At 77.0% G+C, this 22683-nt stretch carries 19 protein-coding genes; 12 read left to right on the top strand and 7 right to left on the bottom strand.

All coding sequences use genetic code 11. The features are described 5' to 3' along the window. Positions 1 to 121: 121 nt before the first annotated feature. Positions 122 to 562 carry a hypothetical protein gene (locus K1J50_RS05580; RefSeq protein WP_220116541.1) on the bottom strand — a complete coding sequence of 147 codons (441 nt, stop codon included), beginning with the start codon at positions 560 to 562 and terminating at the stop codon, positions 122 to 124. Between the two features lie 243 nt (positions 563 to 805). Here K1J50_RS05580 and K1J50_RS05585 point away from each other — a divergent pair, with 243 nt between their 5' ends. The 3 genes from K1J50_RS05585 to K1J50_RS05595 are packed head-to-tail and all read left to right on the top strand — an operon-like array spanning position 806 to position 3635. After that, entirely contained in the window at positions 806 to 1642 is an 837-nt protein-coding gene (locus tag K1J50_RS05585) for a CoA transferase subunit A (protein ID WP_220116543.1), read from the top strand. Continuing rightward, on the top strand, positions 1639 to 2397 hold the full coding sequence (locus K1J50_RS05590; RefSeq protein WP_220116545.1) for a CoA-transferase: 759 nt from the start codon (positions 1639 to 1641) through the stop codon (positions 2395 to 2397). The genes K1J50_RS05585 and K1J50_RS05590 overlap by 4 nt, the downstream gene beginning before the upstream one ends. Next, positions 2394 to 3635 (top strand): CaiB/BaiF CoA transferase family protein, encoded by a 1242-nt coding sequence (locus tag K1J50_RS05595; protein WP_220116547.1) that lies wholly within the window; start codon positions 2394 to 2396, stop codon positions 3633 to 3635. Before K1J50_RS05590 ends, K1J50_RS05595 begins: the two co-directional genes overlap by 4 nt. A gap of 335 nt (positions 3636 to 3970) precedes the next feature. Here the strand turns inward: K1J50_RS05595 and K1J50_RS05600 are convergent, their stop codons facing one another. After that, a complete protein-coding gene (locus K1J50_RS05600) occupies positions 3971 to 4969 on the bottom strand; it encodes a CDP-alcohol phosphatidyltransferase family protein (protein ID WP_220116549.1) in 999 nt (332 codons plus the stop codon). After that, positions 4966 to 5661, bottom strand: a complete 696-nt coding sequence (locus tag K1J50_RS05605) for a phosphatidylserine decarboxylase (protein WP_220116550.1) — start codon at positions 5659 to 5661, stop codon at positions 4966 to 4968. Before K1J50_RS05605 ends, K1J50_RS05600 begins: the two co-directional genes overlap by 4 nt. 48 nt (positions 5662 to 5709) lie before the next feature. Between K1J50_RS05605 and K1J50_RS05610 the strand changes: the two genes are divergently transcribed. Then, complete coding sequence (locus K1J50_RS05610; RefSeq protein ID WP_220116552.1) at positions 5710 to 6258, top strand: hypothetical protein; 549 nt, start codon at positions 5710 to 5712, stop codon at positions 6256 to 6258. On the opposite strand, the gene K1J50_RS05615 is transcribed toward K1J50_RS05610, so the two are convergent. Next, positions 6165 to 7736: a LysM peptidoglycan-binding domain-containing protein gene (locus tag K1J50_RS05615; RefSeq protein WP_255574963.1), complete on the bottom strand. Its 1572-nt coding sequence runs from the start codon at positions 7734 to 7736 to the stop codon at positions 6165 to 6167. The genes K1J50_RS05610 and K1J50_RS05615 overlap by 94 nt on opposite strands. Positions 7737 to 7779: 43 nt before the next feature. After that, positions 7780 to 8619: a hypothetical protein gene (locus K1J50_RS05620; RefSeq protein WP_220116554.1), complete on the bottom strand. Its 840-nt coding sequence runs from the start codon at positions 8617 to 8619 to the stop codon at positions 7780 to 7782. Between the two features lie 182 nt (positions 8620 to 8801). Here K1J50_RS05620 and K1J50_RS05625 point away from each other — a divergent pair, with 182 nt between their 5' ends. Both K1J50_RS05625 and K1J50_RS05630 read left to right on the top strand, forming a co-directional pair. Continuing rightward, on the top strand, positions 8802 to 9740 hold the full coding sequence (locus K1J50_RS05625; protein ID WP_220116558.1) for an LLM class flavin-dependent oxidoreductase: 939 nt from the start codon (positions 8802 to 8804) through the stop codon (positions 9738 to 9740). An 11-nt stretch (positions 9741 to 9751) separates the two neighbouring features. Beyond that, the gene (locus K1J50_RS05630; RefSeq protein ID WP_220116560.1) at positions 9752 to 11026 is read left to right on the top strand and encodes a CinA family nicotinamide mononucleotide deamidase-related protein; all 1275 of its coding nucleotides are present in this window, start codon (positions 9752 to 9754) and stop codon (positions 11024 to 11026) included. A gap of 120 nt (positions 11027 to 11146) precedes the next feature. Here K1J50_RS05630 and putA read toward each other — a convergent pair whose 3' ends face one another. Next, positions 11147 to 14254: a bifunctional proline dehydrogenase/L-glutamate gamma-semialdehyde dehydrogenase PutA gene (gene putA, locus K1J50_RS05635; RefSeq protein WP_255574964.1), complete on the bottom strand. Its 3108-nt coding sequence runs from the start codon at positions 14252 to 14254 to the stop codon at positions 11147 to 11149. A gap of 294 nt (positions 14255 to 14548) precedes the next feature. Between putA and K1J50_RS05640 the strand changes: the two genes are divergently transcribed. Continuing rightward, positions 14549 to 15580, top strand: a complete 1032-nt coding sequence (locus tag K1J50_RS05640) for an MBL fold metallo-hydrolase (RefSeq protein WP_220116564.1) — start codon at positions 14549 to 14551, stop codon at positions 15578 to 15580. A gap of 511 nt (positions 15581 to 16091) precedes the next feature. Then, entirely contained in the window at positions 16092 to 16412 is a 321-nt protein-coding gene (locus K1J50_RS05645) for a hypothetical protein (protein WP_220116572.1), read from the top strand. Between the two features lie 429 nt (positions 16413 to 16841). Here the strand turns inward: K1J50_RS05645 and K1J50_RS05650 are convergent, their stop codons facing one another. After that, entirely contained in the window at positions 16842 to 17645 is an 804-nt protein-coding gene (locus K1J50_RS05650; protein ID WP_220116574.1) for an aspartate/glutamate racemase family protein, read from the bottom strand. Positions 17646 to 17834: 189 nt separating this feature from the next. On the opposite strand from K1J50_RS05650, the gene K1J50_RS05655 reads away from it, so the two are divergent. The 4 genes from K1J50_RS05655 to K1J50_RS05670 are packed head-to-tail and all read left to right on the top strand — an operon-like array spanning position 17835 to position 22659. Beyond that, positions 17835 to 19472, top strand: coding sequence for an ABC transporter substrate-binding protein (locus K1J50_RS05655; protein WP_220116576.1), 1638 nt, complete (start codon positions 17835 to 17837; stop codon positions 19470 to 19472). A 55-nt stretch (positions 19473 to 19527) separates the two neighbouring features. Continuing rightward, a complete protein-coding gene (locus K1J50_RS05660; RefSeq protein ID WP_220116578.1) occupies positions 19528 to 20481 on the top strand; it encodes an ABC transporter permease in 954 nt (317 codons plus the stop codon). 13 nt (positions 20482 to 20494) lie between these two features. Then, positions 20495 to 21415: an ABC transporter permease gene (locus K1J50_RS05665; RefSeq protein ID WP_220116580.1), complete on the top strand. Its 921-nt coding sequence runs from the start codon at positions 20495 to 20497 to the stop codon at positions 21413 to 21415. After that, the gene (locus K1J50_RS05670; protein WP_220116584.1) at positions 21412 to 22659 is read left to right on the top strand and encodes a cytochrome P450; all 1248 of its coding nucleotides are present in this window, start codon (positions 21412 to 21414) and stop codon (positions 22657 to 22659) included. The genes K1J50_RS05665 and K1J50_RS05670 overlap by 4 nt, the downstream gene beginning before the upstream one ends. The last annotated feature ends 24 nt before the right edge of the window (positions 22660 to 22683 follow it).

Here is a 22683-nt window from a genome sequence, read left to right on the forward strand (position 1 = left end):
CGGGCGGGCGGGGCCGTGCGGCCGCCCGTCCGCCAAGCCGGCCCGTCAGCCGCCGCCGCGCCTCGGTCGCGGCCGGCGCCCCCGCTCGCCCTCGCGCTCCTCGCCCTCGCCGCCGGCGCCGTCAGCGCCGGGCCCGCCTTCCGTCGCCGTCGCGCTGGCTCTGCTGCTGCAGCGAGAGCCAGCGCTGCTCCTCGGCGGCACGGGCGGCCTCCGCGGCACGGGCCCGGTAGAAGGCGCCCACCCGCTCGACCAGCGGGCCGCTGTCGGCATTGCGGTCGTGGGTGTAGGCGAAGACGACCGCGAGCTCGTGCGTGGCGATGCAGCGCACGGTCAGCGTCTCGTCGTTGCGCCAGCCGAACACCGCCTGCCGGTCGCCCGAGACGCTGCCGCGGAAGCCCAGCGCCTGCACCGCCGCGAGGCCGATCGCCAGGCATTCCTCCTGGTTGTTGCTGGTCAGCGACACCCAGGACGTGGAGACCGTGGCCGCGGACGCCGGCAGGGCCAGGGCGAGAACGCCGGCGACGAGGCCCGAACGGTACCGGGACAGGATGGGCGCTACCATGCAGGGTCCCCCAGGGCCGGGCAGGCTCCGAACGAAGCCGTTCATACACAATTCGATCGTGTTCCGGAACCGGCCCGAGGCGACCCTGGGCTAGCGGGCCGCCCGGCCGTCCCCGGCGGGAGGGCCGGCTTGCGGCGCGCGCAGGCGAGGCCCGCGGCGGCCACGCGGCCCCGGCCCCTTCGCGCCCCGGCCGGCCCGGCGTAGAAACCGCCGACCCGGAACGAGGCGACGAGCGACCCCCGCATGACCCCGATCAGCCTGGAGGCCCTGGCCGCCGAGGTGCCGGACGGCGCGCTGGTGGCGATGCCGCCGGACTACTCCCTGCCCGCCTCCGCCCTCGCCCGCGCCCTGGTACGCCGCGGCGCGCGCGGCCTGCGCCTGCTCGGCGTGCCGATCCTCGGCTACGCGGCGGACCTCCTGATCGGCGCCGGCTGCGTGGCCGAGGTCGAGACCAGCGCCGTCACCCTCGGCGAGGCCGGCTTCGCCCCCCGCTTCACCGCCGCCGTCCGCGCCGGCACGCTGCGCCTGCGCGACGCCACCTGCCCCGCCATCCACACCATGCTGCAGGCGGCCGAGAAGGGCGTTCCCTTCATGCCGCTGCGCGGCCTGATCGGCAGCGACATCCTCGCCCACCGCCCGGACTGGAAGGTCGCGCCCAACCCCTTCGCCCCGCCCGGCGCGGAGGACCCGATCGTCCTGCTGCCCGCCCTGCGGCCCGACATCGCGATCTTCCACGCCGCCATGGCCGACGCCGAGGGCAACGTCTGGGTCGGCCGCCGGCGCGAGATCGCCACCGCCGCCCACGCCGCGCGGCGCTCCCTCGTCACCGTCGAGCGCGTCGTCGCGGGCAACCTGCTCGAGGACGAGCGCCTCGCCCCCGGGGTGATCAGCGCGCTCTACGTCGCGGCGGTCGCGGTCGCGGAGCGCGGCGCCTGGCCCTGCGGCCTGCTCGACGCCTACGCCCCGGACGGGGCGCACCTCGCCGAATACGCCCGCCTCGCGCGCACCGAGGAGGGCTTCCGCGAGTACTGCGCCCGCTACGTCCTCGCCGGCGCCTCCGCCGCGGCCGCCGCCGCATGAGCGCCGCCGCGATCCGCCCCGAGGAGCGGCTGGCCGTCGCCATCGCCCGCCTGGTCCTCGATCCCGAGGCGCCGCCCGCGCGGCACGTGGCGATCGGCGCCGCCTCGCCGATCCCGGCCGCCGCCTGCTTCCTGGTGCGCGCGCTCGGCCACCCCCTGCGCGTCTCGCTGCAGCAGCGCCGCACCGCCAACCCGTTCTCGGAGGGCTCGCGCGAGCTGTTCGACCTCGCCGGGCAGGGGCGCATAGACCTGTTCTTCCTCGGCGGCGGGCAGATCGACGGGCAGGCGAACATCAACCTGATCGGCACCGGCGAATGGCCGGGCCGCGAGGCGCGCTTCCCGGGCAGCTTCGGCAGCGCCCTCATGTACTTCCTCACCCCGCGCACCATCCTGTTCCGCGAGGAGCACTCCCCGCGCGTGCTGGTGCCGCGGGTGGACATCGTCTCCGCCCCCGGCGTCTCGCCGCCCGGCGTGTACCGCCGCGGCACGGCGCAGGCGCTGGTGACGGGGCGCTGCGTCTTCCGCTTCCACCCCGAGCGCGCGCGCTTCTCCCTGCTGAGCCTGCACCCGGGCGAGACGGTGGAGAGCGTCCGCGCCGCGACCGGCTTCGACTTCGACATCCCCGCGCACGTGCCCCCCACGCCCGAGCCGACCGAACAGGAACTCGCCCTGCTGCGCGGCCCGGTGCGCGAGACGATGCTCGAGCCCTATCCCGAGTTCTGCGCCCGCGTGTTCGACAGGAAATCCGCCGCATGACCGACGCGCCTCCCGCCGCCGCCCCACAGGGCAAGGGCCTCGCGAAGTCCCCGGGCGCGCTCGCCGGGCTCAAGGTGATCGACCTCACCCGCGTGCTCGGCGGCCCCTACTGCACCATGATCCTCGCCGACCACGGCGCCGAGGTGATCAAGCTCGAGCCGCCGCAGGGCGACGAGACGCGCGACTGGGGCCCGCCCTTCCACGAGGGCGACGCCAGCTACTTCCTCGGCGTCAACCGCAACAAGCGCAGCGTCGGCCTCGACCTCTCGAAGCCCGCCGGGCGCGAGGTGCTGCTGCGCCTGCTCGAGGGCGCCGACGTGCTGGTCGAGAACTTCAAGCCCGGCAGCATGGAGAAGTGGGGCCTCGGCTACGAGGAGGTGCTCTCGCGGCGCTTCCCGCGCCTTATCCACTGCCGCGTCTCCGGCTTCGGCGCCGACGGCCCCCTGGGCGGGTTTCCCGGCTACGACGCCATCCTGCAGGCGATGACCGGCCTGATGTCCATCAACGGCACCGAGACCTCCGGCCCGACCCGGCTCGGCAACCCGGTGGTGGACCTCGCCACCGGCCTCTACAGCGCGATCGCCATCCTGATGGCGCTGCACGAGCGCGAGCGCTCCGGCCGCGGCCAGTTCTGCGACATGACGCTGCACGACTGCGGCATGGCGCTGCTGCACCCGCACGCCGCCAACTACTTCCTCTCCGGCAAGCGGCCGGTGCCGACCGGCAACCCGCACCCGAACCTCGTCCCCTACTCCAAGTTCCGCACGAAGACCTGCGAGATCTTCATCGCCGCCGGCAACGATCCGGCCTTCCGCAGGCTGTGCGAGTTCCTCGGCATGCCGGAGGTGGCGCGCGACCCGCGCTTCGCCACCAACGGCGCGCGCGTCGCCAACCGCGCCGCGCTGACCGAGATCCTGGAGCGCCGCTTCGCCGGGGAGGACGGGCACGAGCTGACGCGGCGGATGCTCGAGGCCGGCCTCCCCGCCGGCCCGGTGCTGCACGTGGACGAGGCGATGGCCGCGCCGCACACGGCGCACCGCGAGATGGTGGCGGAGATCGGCTGGTACCGGGCGCTCGGCACGCCGATCAAGCTCTCGCGCACCCCGGGCGGGGCGCGCTCGCTGCCGCCCCGCTTCGGCGAGCACGCGCGCGAGGTGCTGGCGCGGCACGGCTTCACGGAGGCGGAGATCGAGGCGCTGCGGCGCGAGGGCGTGGTGGTGGAGACGCGGCGCCGGTAGGGCCGATCGCGGACGGCGCGAACCGCCTGGCGGCGGGGACGGGCCGCCGGCGCGCGGATCGCCGCCCCCGTGCCACGGCAGCTGCGGCCGGTTCCCGCTCCCCGGGGCTGCCGCCGTCCGCGATCCGCTCGCGGTCGCGGCGCCCCCCGGCGCGGACATCACCCGCGAGGCTTTCGCGATCGGGCGCGGCGGCGAGGAACGGCGGCGGTTGCGCGAGGCGACCCGAGGAGGCGCGCGAGGCCGCGCCTGCGGCCGCCGGCGTCGACGCCAGCCGTCCGCCCGCCGCCTCCCGAAGCCGCCCCGAAGCAGCGGGGCCGCGCGCCCCGGCGCCGCCCTCAGGGCGCGGCGCCGCGCTCCACGACCACGACCGGCTCCAGCATCGCCTCCGCCTCGCGCTTCAGCCGCCGGTAGCTGCGCACCGAGAAGGGCAGCATGCCGCCGTAGATCAGGCCACCCAGCGCCATCGCCGCCCAGGGATCGGCGATCAGGAAGGCGGCGTAGAGGCCGATGCCGAGCAGCAGCGGCAGCACCAGCTCGCGCGGCACCTTGAAGTTCTTGAAGCTCCAGGTCGGCAGGGTGCTCACCATGAGCGCCGCCACCACCACCAGCACCAGGCCGACGAAGACCGGATGCCGCACCGCCTCGGCGAGCGCCGGCATCCCCCACCCGCCGAGCGCGAGCGCCGCGAACAGCGGGAACAGCGCGAGCCCGGCCCCGGCCGGCGCCGGGACGCCGGTGAAGAAGCTCTGCGCATAGGCCGGCTTCGGCGGCGGCCCGGTCAGCGGCACCGGTCCCGGGGCGTCGAGCGCGGCGTTGAAGCGGGCGAGCCGGAGCGCGCTGCACACCGCGAACAGCAGGCAGGGGACGAAGCCGAGGCCGCGCCCCTCCTGCATGGTCCAGAGATACATCAGCAGCGCCGGCGCCACGCCGAAGGAGAGGAAGTCCGCCAGGCTGTCGAACTCCGCCCCGAAGCGCGTGGTCCCCTTGAGCAGGCGCGCCAGCCGGCCGTCGAGCCCGTCGAGCGCCGCGGCGAAGACGATCAGCCCCGCCGCCGGCTCCCAGCGCGCCTCCAGCGCGAAGCGGATCGCCGTCAGCCCGGCGCAGAGCGCGACCAGGGTGAGGATGTTCGGGATCAGGCGGTTGAAGCTCTGCCCCTCGAAGCGCGGGCGGGTGCGCGGTCGCAGGCGGCGGCGCAGGCGGCGGATGCCGATGCCACGGCGCACGCCCTCGGCCGCGGTGCCATCGAGGCGCAGGGGCACGCCGCCGCGTCCTTCCGTCCCGGCGCCGCGCCCCTCGCCGCCGCGGTCGCCGGCGCCGCCGCCGTTGCCGCTCATGCGCCCTCCCCGCCCCGCCCGGGCGCGAGTTCGGCGATCACCGTCTCGCCGCCGATCATGGTCTGGCCCTCCGCGACCAGCGGCCGCACGCCCTCGGGCAGGTAGAGGTCGGTGCGGCTGCCGAAGCGGATGAGGCCGAGGCGCTGCCCGGCCCGCACCGCCTCGCCCTCGTGCAGGTCGCAGACGATGCGCCGCGCGATCAGCCCCGCGATCTGCACCACCGCGAGGTCGCGCCCGTCGGGCAGCGCGATCGCGATGGCGTTGCGCTCGTTCTCCTCCGAGGCCTTGTCCAGGCTCGCGTTGAGGAAGGCGCCGTGGCGGTAGGCGATGCGCGTCACCGTGCCGTCGGCAGGCACACGGTTCACGTGCACGTCGAAGACGGAGAGGAAGATCGCCACGCGCCAGCGCGGCGCCGCGCCGAGGCCGAGCTCGGGCGGCGGCGCGGCGGGCGCGATCGAGACCACCTTGCCGTCCGCCGGCGCCACGATCACGCCCGGCCGCGGCGGCGGCACCCGCTCCGGATCGCGGAAGAAGTAGAGGCAGAACAGGGTGAAGAGGAGGCCGAGCCAGGCCAGCCAGTCCCCGAGCAGCAGCCAGCCGAGCAGCATCGCCGCCGCGCCGATCGCGAGGAAGGGATGGCCGGCCGGATGCGGCGGGGCCAGCACCAGCCGCAGGGAATCGCCGAGCGCCATGGGCGGCGGTTATGGTGCGTTCACCAGGACCGGACAACCCTGGGCGCCATGCTGATCCCGGCAGATGCGCCGCCGGCCGCGCCGGCCCGGCCGGCGGAACCGCGCTCCCCCGCTCCCCCGCCCGCCGCGGCCCCGCTGACCCTGGGCCCGTTCGTCGTCGGCGAGGACGGCGTGCTGGCGCCGCGGGCGCCGCATCGCCACCCGCCGCGCCTGCGCTTCGCCTGGCGCGGCCGGCGCTGCGAGGCCTCGCTCGAGGGGCCCGGGGAGCTGCGGCTGGCCGCGACCGCGGGGCGCATCCCCTCGACGGCAGAGGCGGGCGCGGGCGGGCGCGGCGCGGCCTTCGCCGCGCTCGGCGCGCTCGGGCCGACGCTGCCGCCGGGCTGGCGGGTCGCCCTCACCCCCGACCATCGCGTGCGCTTCGAGGCCAGGGCACGCCTTGCCGTGCCGGCCACCGCGACCGGCCTGATCGCCGCCCTGGTGGGATTCGCCCTGGCCCTCGACCCCTACCTGGACCGGCTCGACTCCGCCGGCGCCGGCTGGCCGGCGGCGGAGACGGCCGCCTCCGGCGCGGGCAGGGCGAAGATCTGGCCCGGGTAGATCAGGTCGGGATCGCGGATCTGCTCGCGGTTGGCCTGGTAGATGATCGTGTAGCGCACGCCCCGGCCGTAGGTCTCGCGCGCGATGCGCCAGAGGTTGTGGCCCGGCTGCACGATGATCCGGCCGGCCTGGGCGACGGGAGGCGAGGCTCCCGCGGCGGCGCCGGCACCCGCGGCCTCGCCGCCGGCCGCGGCCGCCGCCTCGCGGCCGCGCCGCGCGAGGTCGGGGGGCGGAACGCGATCCCGCTGGAAGGGCAGCTCGATGCGCGCCGCCACCGTGCCGTCGGCGACGACCTGGTCGACCCGCAAGGTGTGGACGCCGAAGCTCGGCGCCTCGGTCATCAGGAACGCCCAGCGTCCGGCGGCGTCGGCGCGCGCGTCGCCGGCATGGCGCTGGTCCACGTAGAGGCGCACCGCCGCGCCCGGCGCCGCGGTGCCGCTGAAGCGCATCGCGCCCGACTCGTCGTATTCCACCGCTTCCAGCGCCAGGCGAGGCGCCGCGCCGGTGCCGGCCCGCGCCGGCGCCCCGGCAGGCCCGGCGGGCGCCGGCCCGCCCGAGGACGCCTGCAGCACGCGCGGCGCGGCCGCATCCGCGCCGCCGGCGCCCGGCGCGCCCGCCAGCGGCGCAGGCGGAGGCAGCAGCACGGCGAAGGGCGTCGCCGCCGTGACGGAGGGCCCGGAGGCGCCCGGCCCCGTCGCAGTCCCGGAAGGGCCGGCGGGCGCCGGCGCCGCATCGCCCGATCGGACCGGGGCAGCCGCGCCGTCGCGTGCCGCGAAGTTGGGCGGCGGATTCGGCAGGGAAGGAGCGATCGCCGGCGCCTCCGGAGCGCCCGCCGGCGGCGGCGCCAGCGGCGGCCCCCGCTCGGGCGCCGGCGCGCCCTGCGGCGCCGGCGCCGCCGCGACGAGGGGAGGCGGCTCCGGCACCAGGACGACGAGAGTATCCGGACCCGCCATCTCCTCGCCGGCGAGCCGCGCCCGCAGGCGCAACGCGTGGCTTCCCGGACGCAAGGGGTCGGCCGGCAGGATCACCCACTCGCCGCGGGCGTCCGCGCGCGTGCGCCCGATCTCGCGCTCGTCGTCGAACAGCACGACCTCGGCGCCCGGCTGCGCGCGCCCGGCGATCACCGCGATGCCGCGCGCGCCCACGCGCACCACGTCGAACCGCGGCGGGTCGCCGAGCCGCGGCCCGGACGGCGCAAGCGCGGCGGCGGGACCGGCCGCCGGACGCGCAGCCTCGGCCGGCGCGCCGCTCGCCGTCGCCGGCCCGGCCGCGGGAGAGGAGAGCGCCGCCATCTGCGGCGGCACGGCAGGCGCTTCCGCGTCCGGTGCCGACGGCGCCGCTGGCGGCGGCGCAAGCGCGGCGTCGGGCGCCACCGTCACGGCGCGCCGCAGATCCGGCGCCAGCAGGGACGCCCCCGCGAGGACGGCGCTGCCGCCCAGGCCGAGCAGCATCCAGCGCACCAGGGAGGGCGTCGGCATGCGCGTAACTAGGTCCGCCCGACCTGTCGCCGCAAGGCCATTGTCAAGGAATTCGGGACGCGGCGAAGGCGGCGGCGACGACCGCCGGCGCGGCCGCCGCCACCCAGCCGATCGCCGGCCCGAGGCGCCGCCCCGGCAGCCGCCCGCCGATGGCCGGGCCGAGCAGCATCGCCAGCGCCGGGGCCGCCGCTGCCGCCCAGTCCGCCGCCCGCCCGCGCGCCAGCACCGGCAGCGCGGCGAGCGCGGCGAGGCCGAGCGCCAGCGTGCCGCGCGCGGCGACGCCGAGATCCGCCGCGCGCACCGCCAGCGCCGCCCCCGCCGACGCCAGCAGGGCCGCCACCGCCAGCAGCACGCCCGGCCCGGCCGCCGCGCGGCCGGCCCACAGCCCCGCCGCAAGCGCCGCCGCCACCGCCGCCGCCCGCCACGCATCGCGCAGCCGCCACAGCGCGAGCCCGGCGCCGGCCGCGACGCCGGCCGCGACCGGCGCGGCGCGCCAGAGATCGGCCTGCGCCACCGGCGCGCCGGCCATCCACCAGCCGCAGCCGAGCATCGCGAGGACGCCGCACGCCGGAAGCACCGCGGCGGCGAGCCGCGGCCACAGCGACCGCAGCGCCTCCACCGCCAGGCCGCCAGCGAAGGCCGCGAGCACCAGCAGCGGCAGGCGCTCGACGAGCTGACGCGGACTGGCCGCGACCGGCGGCAGCACCGACAGCCAGCCCGCGCAGAGGCCGACCGCGGCGGCGGCGGCGGACCATCCGCGCCGGCCGCCGCCGGCCAGGCGGAAGACCAGCCCCCAGGCCAGCGCCGCCAGGCCGGCGACGAACGCCGCCCGCCACGGCCAGAGCGCGCCGAGCCCGAGCGACTCGAGGAGGGAGGTCACCATGCCCGGCATGCTGCCTCATCGCGGCGCCGCCGCCAGGGGTGGCGCGCGGGTTCCCGACGGGCGACGGCGTGCCGCGGCGAGGCGCGCGGCGGCGCGCCGCGGGGGCCGCCCTGGCGCCGGAGCGCGCGGCGGCATAAGCATCCGGCGCCCGCGCGACGGGCCGTCCCGACCGGAGGCACTGCATGGCGATTCGCATCGGATACCTCGTGCCGACGCGCGAGAGCGTCATGGAGGGCCGGCACGAGGCCGCGCCCCTGCTCGCGCTGGCCGAGCGCGCCGAGGTGCTCGGCTACGACTCGGTCTGGGTCGGCGATTCGCTGCTGGCCCGCCCGCGGCACGAGCCGCTGACCCTGCTCGCGGCGGCGGCGGCGCGCACGCGCCGCGTCGCGCTCGGCACCGCCGTGCTGCTGCCGGCGCTGCGCAATCCGGTGGTGCTGGCGCACCAGGTCGCGACCCTCGACCGCATCGCCGAGGGCCGTCTCATCCTCGGCGTCGGCATCGGCTCCGACGTGCCGAACATCCGCGCCGAATTCGCGGCCGCCGGCGTGCCGTTCGAGAAGCGCGCCGCGCGGATGCTCGAGGGCCTGCGCCTCTGCCGCGCGCTCTGGCGCGGCGAGCCGGTGGACTGGGAGGGCCGCTGGACGGTGCGCGAGGCGGTGCTCGGCCCGACCCCGCACCGCCCGGGCGGCCCGCCGATCTGGCTCGCCGGCGCGGTGCCGGCGACGATCGGGCGCGTCGGCCGCCACTTCGACGGCTGGTTCCCGAACGGGCCGAGCCCCGCCGACTACGCCGCCACCTGGGCGCAGATGCAGGCCGTCGCGCGCGAGGCCGGGCGCGCCCCGGAGGCGCTCACCGGCGCCGCCTACCTGACGCTCGCCGTGGACCGGGACGCGGCGCGGGCCGAGGCGCGGCTCGACGCCTTCCTCGCCCGCTACTACGGCCAGCGCTCCGACGCGATGCGCAAGAAGCAGGCCTGCTACGCCGGCCCGCCCGCGGGCGCGCGCGACTGGCTGCAGGGCTTCGTCGCCGCCGGCGCCAGCCACCTCGTGCTGCGCTTCGCCGGCGAGCAGGAGCGGCAGATGGAGCTGCTCGCCGGCATCGGCGCCGCGCTCGGCCGCTGAGGACCGCCCCGATGCGCATCGAGATCCTCTGCACCGGCGACGAGATCCTCACCGGCAAGACCGTCAACACGAACTACAGCCACATCGCCCGGCGGCTGGAGGAGGTCGGCCTCTCCGCCTCCTGGGGCACCACGGTCGGCGACGACCGCGCGGCGCTGCTCGCCGCCTTCCGCCAGGCCGCGGCGCGGGCCGAGGCGGTGATCGTCAACGGCGGCCTCGGCCCGACGGTGGACGACCTGTCGCAGGAGGTCGCCGCCCAGGCCGCCGGGGTGGAGCTCGTGCTGCACGAGCCCTGGCTCGCGCGCATGGAGGAGTTCTACCGCCGCCGCAACCGCCCCATGCCGCCCAACAACCGCAAGCAGGCGATGCTGCCGGCGGGGGCGGAGGTCCTCGACAACCCGATCGGCACCGCCTGCGGCTTCGCCCTCGCGATCGGCGGCGCGCGCTTCTTCTTCACCCCCGGCGTGCCGCGCGAGATGCGGCGGATGCTGGACGAGCAGGTGATCCCGCGCCTGCTCGCGATGAGCGGCATGCCGGGGACGACGCGGCTCAAGCGCTTCCACTCCTTCGGCATCGGCGAATCGCGCGCCGACCAGATGCTCGCCGGGGTGGAGGCGCTGGCGGGGCCGGGCGGCGGCGTGAAGCTCGGCTTCCAGGCGCACTACCCCGAACTCGAGACCAAGCTGATGGCGCGCGGGGCCGACGCGGCGGAGGCCGAGGCGCGGCTCGCGCCGGTGATCGCCGAGGTGCGCCGCCGCCTCGGCAACTACCTGATCGCCGAGGACGACGCCACGCTCGAAGGCGTGGTGCTCGGCGCCCTCGCCGCCCGCTCCGGCACGCTCGCCGTGGCCGAGACGCTGACCGCGGGCCGCATCGCCGAGCGCCTCGCCGCCCTGCCCGCGGCCGAGGGCGTGTTCCGGCGCGGCGTGATCGCGCCCGACCTCGCCGCGCTGCGCGCCGCGCTCGGCCTTGCCGCCGCGGCCGCCCCGGGGGTGACGCCCGCCGCCGCCCACACCGCCGCCGTCGCGCTCGCCGCCGCGAGCGGGGCGAGCCATGCGCTCGCCGTGCTGATCGCCCTCGATCCCGGCGAGGACCGCCGCGAGCTCGGCGGCGCCGTCTGCGTCGGCATCGCCGGGCCCGCGGGCGCGGCGGTGGCGCGCGAGGCGCGGCTGTTCGGCGGGCGCGAGTGGATCCGTCTCGGCGCCGCCGAGCTCGGCCTCGACTGCCTGCGCCGGCTGCTGCTCGGCCTGCCGACCGACGAGGCGGTGGACTTCGAACGGCGCTGACGCCGCGGCGCCGCCCGCGGGAACCGTTTCCGCCCGGCCGTGCGCGCAGCCGCGGCCCCGCCTCGTCGTCCGCCGGGCGGATTCGCGCTTCCGGCCGTTCCCGGCCGTCCGCGATCCGCCCTATCCGCCCTCCCCGTCCATCGCCAGGAGCGCGGCGTTGCCGCCGGCGGCGGCGGTGTTGACGCTGACCGCGAGCTCGGTGGCGAAGCGGATCAGCGTCACCGGCCCGCCCGCCTTCGGCCCGGTGCCGGAAAGGCCGTGCCCGCCGAAGGGCTGCACCCCGACCACGGCGCCGATCTGGTTGCGGTTGACGTAGGTGTTGCCGACCCTGAGGCGCTCGGCGACGTGGCGCTGCACGGAGGCGATCCGGCTGTGCACGCCGAGCGTCAGCGCGTAGCCGTTCGCCGCGATGTCGTCGAGCAGCCGGTCGAGCGCGCCGCTGCGCCAGCGCACCACGTGCAGCACCGGCCCGAACACCTCGCGCGTCAGCGCCCGCGCGGACTCCAGCGCATAGGCGCGCGGGGCGAAGAAGGTGCCGCGCCCGAGCCCCGCGGGCAGCGGCACCTCGAACAGCGGCGGCGCCCCGAGGCCGCGGCACCACCCCTCCAGCTCCTCCCGCGCCGCCTCGCCGATCACCGGGCCGATGTCGGTCGCGGGGTCGAGCGGATCGCCCAGCCGCAGCTCCGCCGCCGCCCCGGCCAGCATCGCCAGCACGCGGTCGGCGATGTCCTCCTGCAGGCACAGGAGGCGCAGCGCCGAGCAGCGCTGCCCCGCCGAGTTGAAGGCGGAGGCGAGCGCGTCGGCGACCACCTGCTCGGGCAGCGCGCTGCTGTCCACCACCATGGCGTTGATCCCGCCGGTCTCGGCGATGAAGGGCACGATCGGCCCGCCGCGCGCGGCGAGGGCGCGCGCGATGTGCTGTGCCGTCTCCGTCCCGCCGGTGAAGGCGACGCCGGCGATGCGCGGATCGCCGACCAGCGCCGCGCCGACCGTGGCCCCCTCGCCCGGCAGCAGGTGCAGCACCGCGGGCGGCACGCCGGCCTCGTGCAGCAGGCGCACGGCGAGCGCGGCGACCAGCGGCGTCTGCTCCGCCGGCTTCGCCGCCACGGCGTTGCCGGCGGCGAGCGCCGCCGCGACCTGGCCGGTGAAGATCGCGAGCGGGAAGTTCCAGGGCGAGATGCAGGCGAAGACGCCGCGGCCGCCGAGCGCCCAGGTGTTGCGCTCCCCGGTCGGGCCGGGCAGCTCGCGCGGCGGGCCGAACCACTCGCGCGCGCGGGCCGCGTACCAGCGGCAGAAATCGGCCGCCTCGCGCACCTCGGCGTTGCCGTCGGCGAGCGTCCTGCCGGCCTCGCGCGCGAGCAGGGCGAGGAAGTCGAAGCGGTGCGCCTCGATCAGATCGGCCGCGCGCTCGAGCACCGCCGCGCGCGCCGCCCCGCCCAGCGCATCCCAGCCGCGCCAGGCGGCGGAGGCGGCGGCGAGCGCGGCGTCGAGGTCGGCGGGGCCGGCCTCCCACACCGTGCCGACCAGGGCCGCGCGGTCGGCCGGGCTGCGGATCTCGCGCAGCGTCCCCGTGCGCAGCGCGGGATCGCTCCACGGCCGCCCCGCCGCCGCGCGCACGGCGGCGAGCGCCGGCTCGCGCACCGCCGGATCGGCGAGGTCGAGCCCCCGGGAGTTGCGCCGGTCCGGATAGAGCGCGGCCGGCAGCGGGATGCGCGGATGGCGCGGCGGCCCGGCGCGCGCGGCCGCCACCGGATCGGCGACGATCGCCTCCTCCGGCACCTCGGGGTCCACCAGGCGGTGGACGAAGGAGGTGTTGGCGCCGTTCTCGAGCAGCCGCCGCACCAGGTAGGCGAGCAGGTCCTCGTGCGAGCCGACCGGCGCATAGACGCGCACCGGCGCCTCGCCGCGCGCCACGACCGGGGCATAGAGCGCCTCGCCCATGCCGTAGAGGCGCTGCATCTCGATCTCCTGCCCCTCGGCGAGCTCGAGCACGTAGGCGACGCTCAGCGCGTTGTGCGTGGCGAAGGCGGGCCGCAGGAGGCCGCGCAGCTCGAGCAGCCGGCGCGCGCAGGCGAGCCAGGAGACGTCGGTCGCCGCCTTGCGCGTGAACACGGGATAGTCGGGCAGCCCCTGCACCTGGGTCTGCTTGATCTCCGCGTCCCAGTAGGCGCCCTTCACCAGCCGCACCGGGATCGCGTGGCCGCTCCGCCGCGCCAGCGCCGCGGTCCACTCCAGCACCGCCGGCGCCCGCTTCTGGTAGGCCTGCACGGCGAGGCCGAGCCCCTCCCAGCCGGCGAGCGCCGTCTCGCCGCGCACCGCCTCGAGGATGTCGAGCGAGATCTCCAGCCGCTCCGCCTCCTCCGCATCCACCGTGAGGCCGATCCCCTGCGCCTTCGCCTCGCGCGCCAGCGCGCCGAGGGCGCCGATCAGCGCCGGCACGCAGCGGTCGGCCTGCAGCGGCTCGTAGCGCGGGTGCAGGGCCGAGAGCTTGACCGAGACGCCGTGCCCCGCGACCGGGCCGAGCCCGGCGGAGGCCCGCCCGGCCGCGCCGATCGCGGTGCGGTAGGCGGCGAAGTAGCGCTCGGCGTCGGCGGCGGTGCGCGCCGCCTCGCCGAGCATGTCGAAGGAGTAGCGCCAGCGCCGGCCCTCGGCGCCGGCGGCGCGCTCCAGCGCCTCCTCGATCGTGCGCCCCATCACGAACTGGCGCGCCAGGACCCGCATTCCCTGGCGCAGCGCGGCGCGGATCACCGGCTCGCCGAGCCGCTGCACCGCGCGCGCGATCGCCGCCGGCACGGCGCGGCTCTCGTCGAGCTGCAGCACGCGCCCGCTGAGCAGGAAGGCGAAGGCCGAGGCGTTCACCGCCAGGCTGTCGGCATGGCCGAGATGCGCCTGCCAGTCGCCTTCGCCGAGCGTGGCCTCGATCAGCGCGTCCTGGGTCGCGGCGTCGGGAATGCGCAGCAGCGCCTCGGCGAGGCAGAGCAGCGCCACGCCCTCGCGCGTGTCGAGGCCGAACTCGGCGAGGAAGGCCGAGACGTCGGCGCCCTGCCGGTGCGCCGCGCGCGCCTGCCGCACCAGCGCGAGCGCCCGCTCGCGCACGCGGCGGCCGATCTCCGGCGGCAGGGCGGCGGCGGCGAGCAGCGGCGCCAGCGCCTCCCCCTCGTCCAGCCGGTGCAGGCGCCGCATTCCGGCGCGGTCCTCGGCGGGCCGGGGTGCGGGAGAGTCGGGCATGGCGGGCCTCCGCGCAGGCTGCGTGGGTCCGCGGCGCGGGCCTGCGGCGCCGGCCGCGGCCGGGCCGCTCGGCGGGAGAGCGCGGCGGCCCCGGCGCACTCAGAGTAGAGGCACACGCGCGGACCGCTCCAGCCATCCGCGGCCCGCCGTTGTGGAGCAGCGCAGCCAAGCACCGCGCGCGCCACTGCGCGCGGCGCGCCGACACGCAAGGCATCCCGCGGCCGCACGCGCCGCAGCACGACCGCGCCGCCCCGCCTCGACGCCGTGCCGCCGGCGTGGCACCCCTGCCGCCCGATGCGGCCCACCCTGCACCCGCGGCTCGTGAACGGACGCGGCGGCGACCCGGCCCTCTACGTCGAGGCCCTGCACCTGCCCGAGGCGGTGCTGTTCGACTGCGGCGACCTCTCCGCCCTCGCCCCGCGCCATCTGCTGCGGGTCGGCCTGCTCGCGATCTCGCATGCCCACATGGACCACTGGGCGGATTTCGACCGGCTGCTGCGGCTGCTGGTCGGGCGCGCCAAGCGCCTGCCCGTCGTCGGGCCGGAGGGCTTCGCGCAGCGCCTCCACCACCGCCTGCAGTCCTACACCTGGAACCTCGCCGACCGCATCGGCAACGACCTCGTCTTCGAAGCGATCGAGGTGACGGGTTCCGCCCCCGGCGCCTGGCCCCGCACCCTCCTCCGGCTGCACGGGGCCTTCCGGCCGGAACCGCTGCCGCCCCTGCCGGCCGCGGCGGACGGCACCGTGCTGCGCCTCGGCCGGCTGCGGCTGCGCGCCGCCGTGCTCGATCACGGCACCCCCTGCCTCGGCTTCGCCCTCGAGGAGGCCGAGCACCTGAACGTCTGGCGCAGCCGGCTGGAGGCGCGCGGCCTGCCCACCGGGCCCTGGCTCGCCGGCCTGAAGGCGGCGGTGGCCGAGGGGCGCCCGGACGACCATCCGGTCCCGGTCTTCGCCCGCGCCGCCGAGGCCGCCGCGGCGCCGCGCCTGCCGCTGGGCGCGCTCCGCGACCTGGTCAGCGTCACGCCCGGGCAGCGCGTGGCCTACCTGACGGACTTCGCCGACACCCCGGCGAACCGCGCCGCCGCCGTCGCGCTCGCGCGCGAAGCCGACACGCTGTTCATCGAGGCGCCCTTCGCCGCCGCGGACGCCGCGCTCGCCGCGGAACGGCGGCACCTGACGACGCGCGCCGCGGGCGAGATCGCGCGGGCGGCGGGTGCGCGGCGCGTCGAGCCGTTCCATTTCTCGCCGCGCTACCTCGGCCAGCACGACCGGCTGCTGGCCGAGATCGCCGCCGCGGCCGGGCGGCCGGTCGGAGCCGCCCCCTAGCGGGGCGCGAGGGCCGCACAGCCGGCCGGGAAAGGCGCGGGCCGGGCCCTGCCCCGCTCTCCCTCCTTCGCCTTCCGTTCCCCCCGCGCGGCCGCTTCCGCGGCGGCCAGCGGCCGGTGGCTGTCGCGGGGATCCGCGCTCCCGCCCGTTCACGCCGGCCCGCGAGGTGCGATCCGCGCGGCCGGGCGGCGGCCGGGCGGCGACGCTAGCATGACCGAACAAGACACGGCACGGGCCGCGGGCTGGGGAATGGCAAGCGGGGGCGCAACCGGAGGCCGCGCCGCGGGTTCCTCTGGGGCCAGCCCGTGCGGACTGGCTCCGGGCGGACGGGGGCCAAACGCGGCGACGGCCAGGGAAGGACGCGCCCCCCGGAGACGTGGAACGGCACTGCCCCGCGCGCGAACCGCCCCCCCGCCCCGAGTCGGACGGATGCCGGACCATCGCCGCCGCGTCGGCGCGATCCCGGGGCGCCGGAACGACACCCGGGAACCTGGATATGGGAGTTGTCCTGATGCCTCTGTTCACCCTGGCCGTCGAGGGACGGCCCGTTCCGGTCCTCGCGCAGCAGAACCTCGGCCGGGCGGAGAAGCTGGTGACTTCCGCCATCGCCCCGGATCTCGCGGAGCTCGAGGAGGCAGGTCGCCCCGTCTGGAACGGCGAGAGCGAACTCACGGTGCGGAACGCCTCCCCCGACGAGACCTCCCGCTGGGAGCGGGCCTTCGCGCAGGCCATCGCCGAGGGCGAGGCGGCCGAGGGCGATCGCGACGGCTTCGCCGTCTTCCTGATCGCGGTCGAGGAGGCCGGCGGGGAAGAGGACGAGAGCGAGGGGTAGTCCCCCTCGCCTCCTCGGCGCCCCTGGGCCGGCCGCGGGCGGAGCAGGCGGCCGGCCCGTGACCGGGACACGCGGAGCCGCCGCGGTGTGCCGCGGCCGGCGGACGGGTCGAGGCGGCCTGTCCGCAAGCGGCGCGCGCCGCGCCGCCAGCCGTCGGCGCGCGACGCCGCTCGAGGCACCGGATCCAAAACCAAATTCGTGTCTGGCGCGGGGAGGCGCCCCCCGGCCGTTTCCCGCCATGCGCGATCCGCTCGCGCCCTCGGCCCGCCCGCCACGGCGCGGCGGCGCGAGGGCAACGGCGCGTCGAGAAGGCCGGCACGCGCCGCTCCCCCGGCGTCGCCGAAGCGCCGCGGCCTGAAGCCGCTTGCGCCGGGAGGGGCGCCGGGGAGGAGGGGAGCCGCCGAACACGGCCCCCGCCCCGCCCTTTCCTCAACCTGCTGCCGGACCCTGGCGCGCCGGTGTCCCGCCGGGCGCGCCGGCGCCGAGCGCGCGCGCCAGGGCAGGCGAGAGCCCCGTCGTCGCGACCGGGGCGGGGCGGGGCGGCGTCCCATCCGCGGGCCGCCGCGCCGCCGTCACGCCCTCCGCCAGCAGGCAGTCGAGGCTGTCGAGGAGCGGCACCCCGGGCAGGCGGGGCGCGATCCGCTCCGCCAGCCCCGCCAGGCCGGCGCCGCCCAGCACCACCGCGCCCGCCCCCTCCGCCGCCTCCCGCGCCGCCTCGGCGAGCATCGCCAGGGCGCGTTCGGGAGCGCGCGCGATCGCGTCCCCGGCCGGCGGCACGCTCCGCACGCGCACCCGCTCCGGCCCGAGGCCGCGCAGCCGGGCGAATTCCTCGAGCATCGGCACCCACGCGGCGCCGCCGGTCAGCACCGCGACCGGACGGTTCCCGGCCACGCGCAGGGCGGCGGCCAGGCTCGCTTCCGCCATGCCGACGACCGGCACGGGGCAGAGCTCCCGCGCCGCCTCGAGCCCGGGATCGCCGAAGCAGGCGAGCAGGACGCCGGCGAAGCGGTCCGGATTGGCCGGGCCGATGCGCTCGGCGATGCGCTCCAGCACCGCATGGGCCGCGATCGCGGCGGCGGCCCGGCTCGCGACGTACCGCGCGCCGAAGCGCGCCGTCTCCGGCACCAGCGTCGCCCCGCCGAGGCCGAGGCGCGGCAGCGCCGCCGCCGCGCGCGCCATGAGCAGGCCGGTGATGGCGGGATCGGTGTTGCCGTTCAGCAGGAGGAGCTTCATGACCGGCCATTGGCGCCCGCCCGGGCCGCCGCCGCAAGGGCGACGGCGCCGCGCGCCGCATCGGTGGGCAGCCCTGCCCACGGGGTGGGCAAAGCCCCGCTGCGGTGGTGTAGCATCCGCCCTCCCCCGGCGCGGCATGGGCCTTGCTGCGTCGCGGCAAGACACCGGCCCTCGGGAGGATCCTCGCAGATGAGCCCACGCCGCCGCCTCCTGCTCTCCGCCTGCCTCGGCGTCCTGCCGCTGCTCGCGGCCGCCACCGCGCCCGGCCCCGTCCGGGCCCAGGGCACGATCCGCATCGGCATGACCGCGGCCGACATCCCCCTCACCCACGGCCAGCCGGACCAGGGCTTCGAGGGCAACCGCTTCACCGGCATCCCGCTCTACGACAGCCTCACCATGTGGGACCTGTCGCAGGGCGAGCGGCCCTCGACCGTGATCCCCGGCCTCGCCACCGAGTGGAGCGTGGACCCGAACGACCGCACGCGCTGGATCTTCCGCCTGCGCCGCGGGGTGAGGTTCCACGACGGCTCCGCGTTCGACGCCGACGCCGTGGTGTGGAACGTGCGCAAGGTGCTCGACCGCGAGGCGCCGCACTACGACCCGCGCCAGGTCGGCCTGACCGCGACGCGCATGCCGACGCTGCGGCGGGCGGAGAAGGTGGACGACCACACGGTGGCGCTCTACACCTCCGAGCCCGACAGCCTGCTGCCGATCAACCTGACCAACCTGTTCATGGCCTCGCCGGCGCACTGGGAGCGGCTGCGCCAGCAGCACCCGACCGCCGAGGCCACCTGGAACGCCTTCGCCGCCAATCCCTCCGGCACCGGCCCCTTCCGCATGGCCCGCTTCGTGCCGCGCGAGCGGGTCGAGTACGTGCGCAACCCGGACTACTGGGGCGAGCCCAAGGCGCGCGCCGAGCGCATCGTCCTGCTGCCGATCCCCGAGCCGAACGCCCGCACCGCCGCGCTGCTCTCCGGCCAGGTGGACTGGATCGAGGCGCCGGCGCCGGACGCGGTGCCGCAGCTCCGCGCGCGGGGGATGCAGATCTTCCAGAACGTCCAGCCGCACGTCTGGCCCTGGCAGCCCTGCTTCGTCGGCGATTCGCCGCTGCGCGACGTGCGCGTGCGGCGGGCGCTGAACCTCGCGATCGACCGCGAGGGGCTGAAGCAGCTCCTCAACGGCATGATGGTGCCGGCGGTGGGCACGGTGCCGCCCGGCCATCCCTGGTGGGGCAACCCCTCCTTCCGGATCCGCACCGACAAGGCGGAGGCGCGGCGGCTGCTCGCCGAGGCGGGCTACGGCCCGCAGCGGCCGCTGAACCTGCGGGTGCAGATCTCCGCGAGCGGCTCGGGGCAGATGCAGCCGCTGGCGATGAACGAGTTCATCCAGCAGGACCTCCGCTCGCTCCACGTCAACGTCGAGTTCGACGTGGTGGACTGGAACACGCTGTTCACCAACTGGCGCCAGGGCTGCCAGCACGCAACGGCGCGCGGGGCGCACGCGATCAACGTCTCCTACTCGGCGATGGACCCGTTCTTCGGGCTGGTCCGGTTCTACGACAGCAGGATGGCGCCCCCCGTCTCCAACAACTGGGGCCACTTCAACGACCCGCGCTTCGACCGTCTGGTCGCCGAGGCGCGCAACGCCTTCGAGCCGGAGGCGCGCGACGCCGCGCTGGCGCGGCTGCAGGCCGCGGGCGTGGACGAGGCGCTGTTCATCTGGATCGCCCACGACGTCGGCCCGCGTGCGATGAGCCCGCGCGTCAGGGGCCACGTCCAGCCGCAGAACTGGTTCGTGGACCTGCGCTACCCCTACATCCAGCAGTGACCAGCGGCCGCCGGCGCGGCGCGCCGAGCGCCGCGCCGGGGCCATCGAGGGACCGATGATCCGCTACCTGATCCGCCGCATCCTCTACGCCGTGCCCATCGCCCTCGCGGTGGGCTTCGTCTGCTTCATGCTGGTGCAGATCGCCCCGGGCGACCCGATCAACGCCATCGTCCCGGCGGACGCGCCGGGCGAGGTGGTGGAGCAGGTGCGGCGCGACTACGGCCTCGACCGGCCGCTGCCGGTGCAGTTCGGCATCTGGCTGGCGAAGGTGGCGCAGGGCGACCTCGGCCGCTCGCTGGCGACGGGGCGGACGGTGTGGTCGGATCTGTCGACCGCGATCGGCAACACGCTGACGCTGGCGGTGGCGGCGGCGCTGCTCGGCTTCACGCTGGGCTGCGTCCTCGGCGGCCTGGCGGGCACCTTCCGCGGCTCGCTGCTCGACCGCGTGGCGGTGGGCGCGGCGGTGGCGGGCGTGTCGGTGCCGCACTACTGGCTCGGCATGGTGCTGGTGGTGATCTTCTCGGTGCAGCTCAACTGGCTGCCCGCGATGGGCGCGGGACCGGGCGGCTCGTCGGACTGGGCGTGGGACTGGGAGCACGTGCAGCACCTGGTGCTGCCGGCGGTGACGCTCTCGGTGATCCCGATGGGGATCGTGACGCGCACGGTGCGCGGGATCGTGGCCGAGATCATGAACCAGGAATTCGTCGTCGCGCTGCGCGGCAAGGGGCTCACGCGCCGGGGCGTGTTCCTGCACGTGGTCAAGAACGCGGCGCCCAACACCCTCGCCGTGATGGGGCTGCAGCTCGGCTACCTGATGGGCGGCTCGATCCTGGTGGAGACGGTGTTCTCCTGGCCGGGGACGGGGCTGCTGCTCAACAGCGCGATCTTCCAGCGCGACCTGCCGGTGCTGCAGGGCACGATCCTGGTGCTCGCCATGTTCTTCGTGGCGCTGAACCTGGCGGTGGACCTGATGCAGACGGCGCTCGACCCGCGCATCCGGCGGGCCTGAGGGGGAGGCGCCGATGGGCACGACGACGACCACCCGCCCCGCCACCGCCGCCGAGGCCGAGCTCGCGGTCCAGGCGCGGCAGGCGCCGGTCCGCTCCCAGGGCTACTGGGCGGGCGTGTGGAAGCGCCTGCGGCGCGATCCGGTGACGATCGCCTGCGCGCTGATCCTGCTCGCGATGCTGCTCGCCATCCTCTTCGCGCCGCTGCTCGCGCCGCACGATCCCTACCAGGGCAGCATGCTGCGCCGCCTGCGCGCGATCGGCACGCCCGGCTACCCGCTCGGCACCGACGAGCTCGGGCGCGACATGCTGACGCGGCTGCTCTATGGCGGGCGGCTCTCCTGGTTCATGGGCATCCTGCCGGTGGCGATCGCCTTCGTCGTCGGCACCACGCTCGGCGTGCTGGCGGGCTACGCCGGCGGCAAGGTGAACATGGCGATCATGCGCGTGACCGACGTGTTCTACGCCTTCCCCTCGGTGCTGCTCGCGGTGGCGATCTCGGGCGCGCTCGGGGCCGGCATCCTGAACGCGATCCTGGCGCTGACCCTGGTCTTCATCCCGCCGATCATCCGCGTCGCCGAGAGCGTGACGACCGGGGTGCGCAGCCTCGACTTCGTGGACGCGGCGCGCGCCTCCGGCGCCGGAGCCTTCACCGTGGTGCGGGTGCACGTGCTCGGCAACGTGCTCGGCCCGATCTTCGTCTACGCGACCAGCCTGATCAGCGTGAGCATGATCCTGGCGAGCGGCCTCTCCTTCCTCGGCCTCGGCACCAGGCCGCCGGAGCCCGAGTGGGGCCTGATGCTGAACACGCTGCGCACGGCGATCTACGTGCAGCCCTGGGTCGCGGTGCTGCCGGGCGCCTGCATCTTCGTCACCTCGATCTGCTTCAACCTGCTCTCCGACGGGTTGCGGCAGGCGATGGACGTGAAGGCGTGAGCGCCGCCGCCCCCGGCGCGCCGGACGAGGCGGAGCTGGTCCGCCGCTTCGACCTGCGCGCCCTGCCGCCGGAGTTCTACGAGGACCCCTTCCCGACCTACCGCGCGCTGCGGCGCCTCTCGCCGGTGCACCGGCTGCCCGACGGGACCTGGTTCCTCACCCGCCATGCCGACCTCTCCGCCGTGTATCGCGACACCGCCACCTTCAGCTCCGACAAGAAGGTGGAGTTCGGGGCGAAGTTCGGCGGCGGGCCGCTCTACGAGCACCACACCACCAGCCTCGTCTTCAACGACCCGCCGCTGCACACCCGCGTCCGCCGCCTGATCGGCGGCGCCCTCTCCCCGCCCGCGGTCGCGGCGATGGAGCCGGGGCTGCGCGCCCTGGTCGCGCGGCTGCTCGACGCGATGGCGGCGAAGCCCGGCGGCCGGGTGGACCTGATCGAGGACTTCGCCGCCGTCATCCCGGTCGAGGTGATCGGCAACCTCCTCGACGCGCCGCGGGAGGAACGGGGGCCGCTGCGCGGCCGGTCGCTCGCCATCCTCGGCGCGCTCGAGCCGGTGCTGACGCCGGAGCGGCGCGAACGCGGCGAGCGGGCGGTGCGCGAGTTCCTCGCCTGGCTCGAGACCCTCGTCGCCGCGCGCCGCCGCCCCGGCGACCCGGCGCGCGACGTGCTGACGCGGCTGATCATGGGCGAGGCCGAGACCGGCGAGCGCCTGACCGCGCACGAGCTGCTGCACAACTGCATCTTCCTCCTCAACGCCGGGCACGAGACGACCACCAACCTGATCGGCAACGCGCTGCACCTGCTCTGCGAATGGCCGGGCGAGCGCGCCCGCCTGCTCGCCGACCCCGCGCTGATGCGGAGCACGGTGGAGGAGTTCCTGCGCTTCCAGTCCTCCAACCAGTTCGGCAACCGGCGCGCGGTGCGGCCGGCGCGGATCGGCGGGGTGGACCTGCCGGAGGGCGCGCTGATCACGCTCTGCATCGGCGCGGCGAACCGCGACCCGGAGGTGTTCGCCGACCCGGACCGGCTGGACGTCGCGCGCAGGCCCAACCCGCATCTCGGCTTCGGCGGCGGCGCGCACATCTGCGCCGGCCTCCTGGTGGCGCGGCTGGAGGCGCGCGTCGCGCTCTCGATGTTCCTCGAGCGCTTCCCGCGCTACGCGCTGGACGGCGCCCCGGTGCGCGGCGGGCGGGCGCGGTTCCGCGGCTTCCTGTCGCTGCCGGCGCGGCTCGAGGGGTGAGGCCCGCCCGCCGCGCCCCCGGCC

The organism is Caldovatus aquaticus (assembly GCF_019458025.1).
Classification (GTDB): domain Bacteria; phylum Pseudomonadota; class Alphaproteobacteria; order Acetobacterales; family Acetobacteraceae; genus Caldovatus; species Caldovatus aquaticus.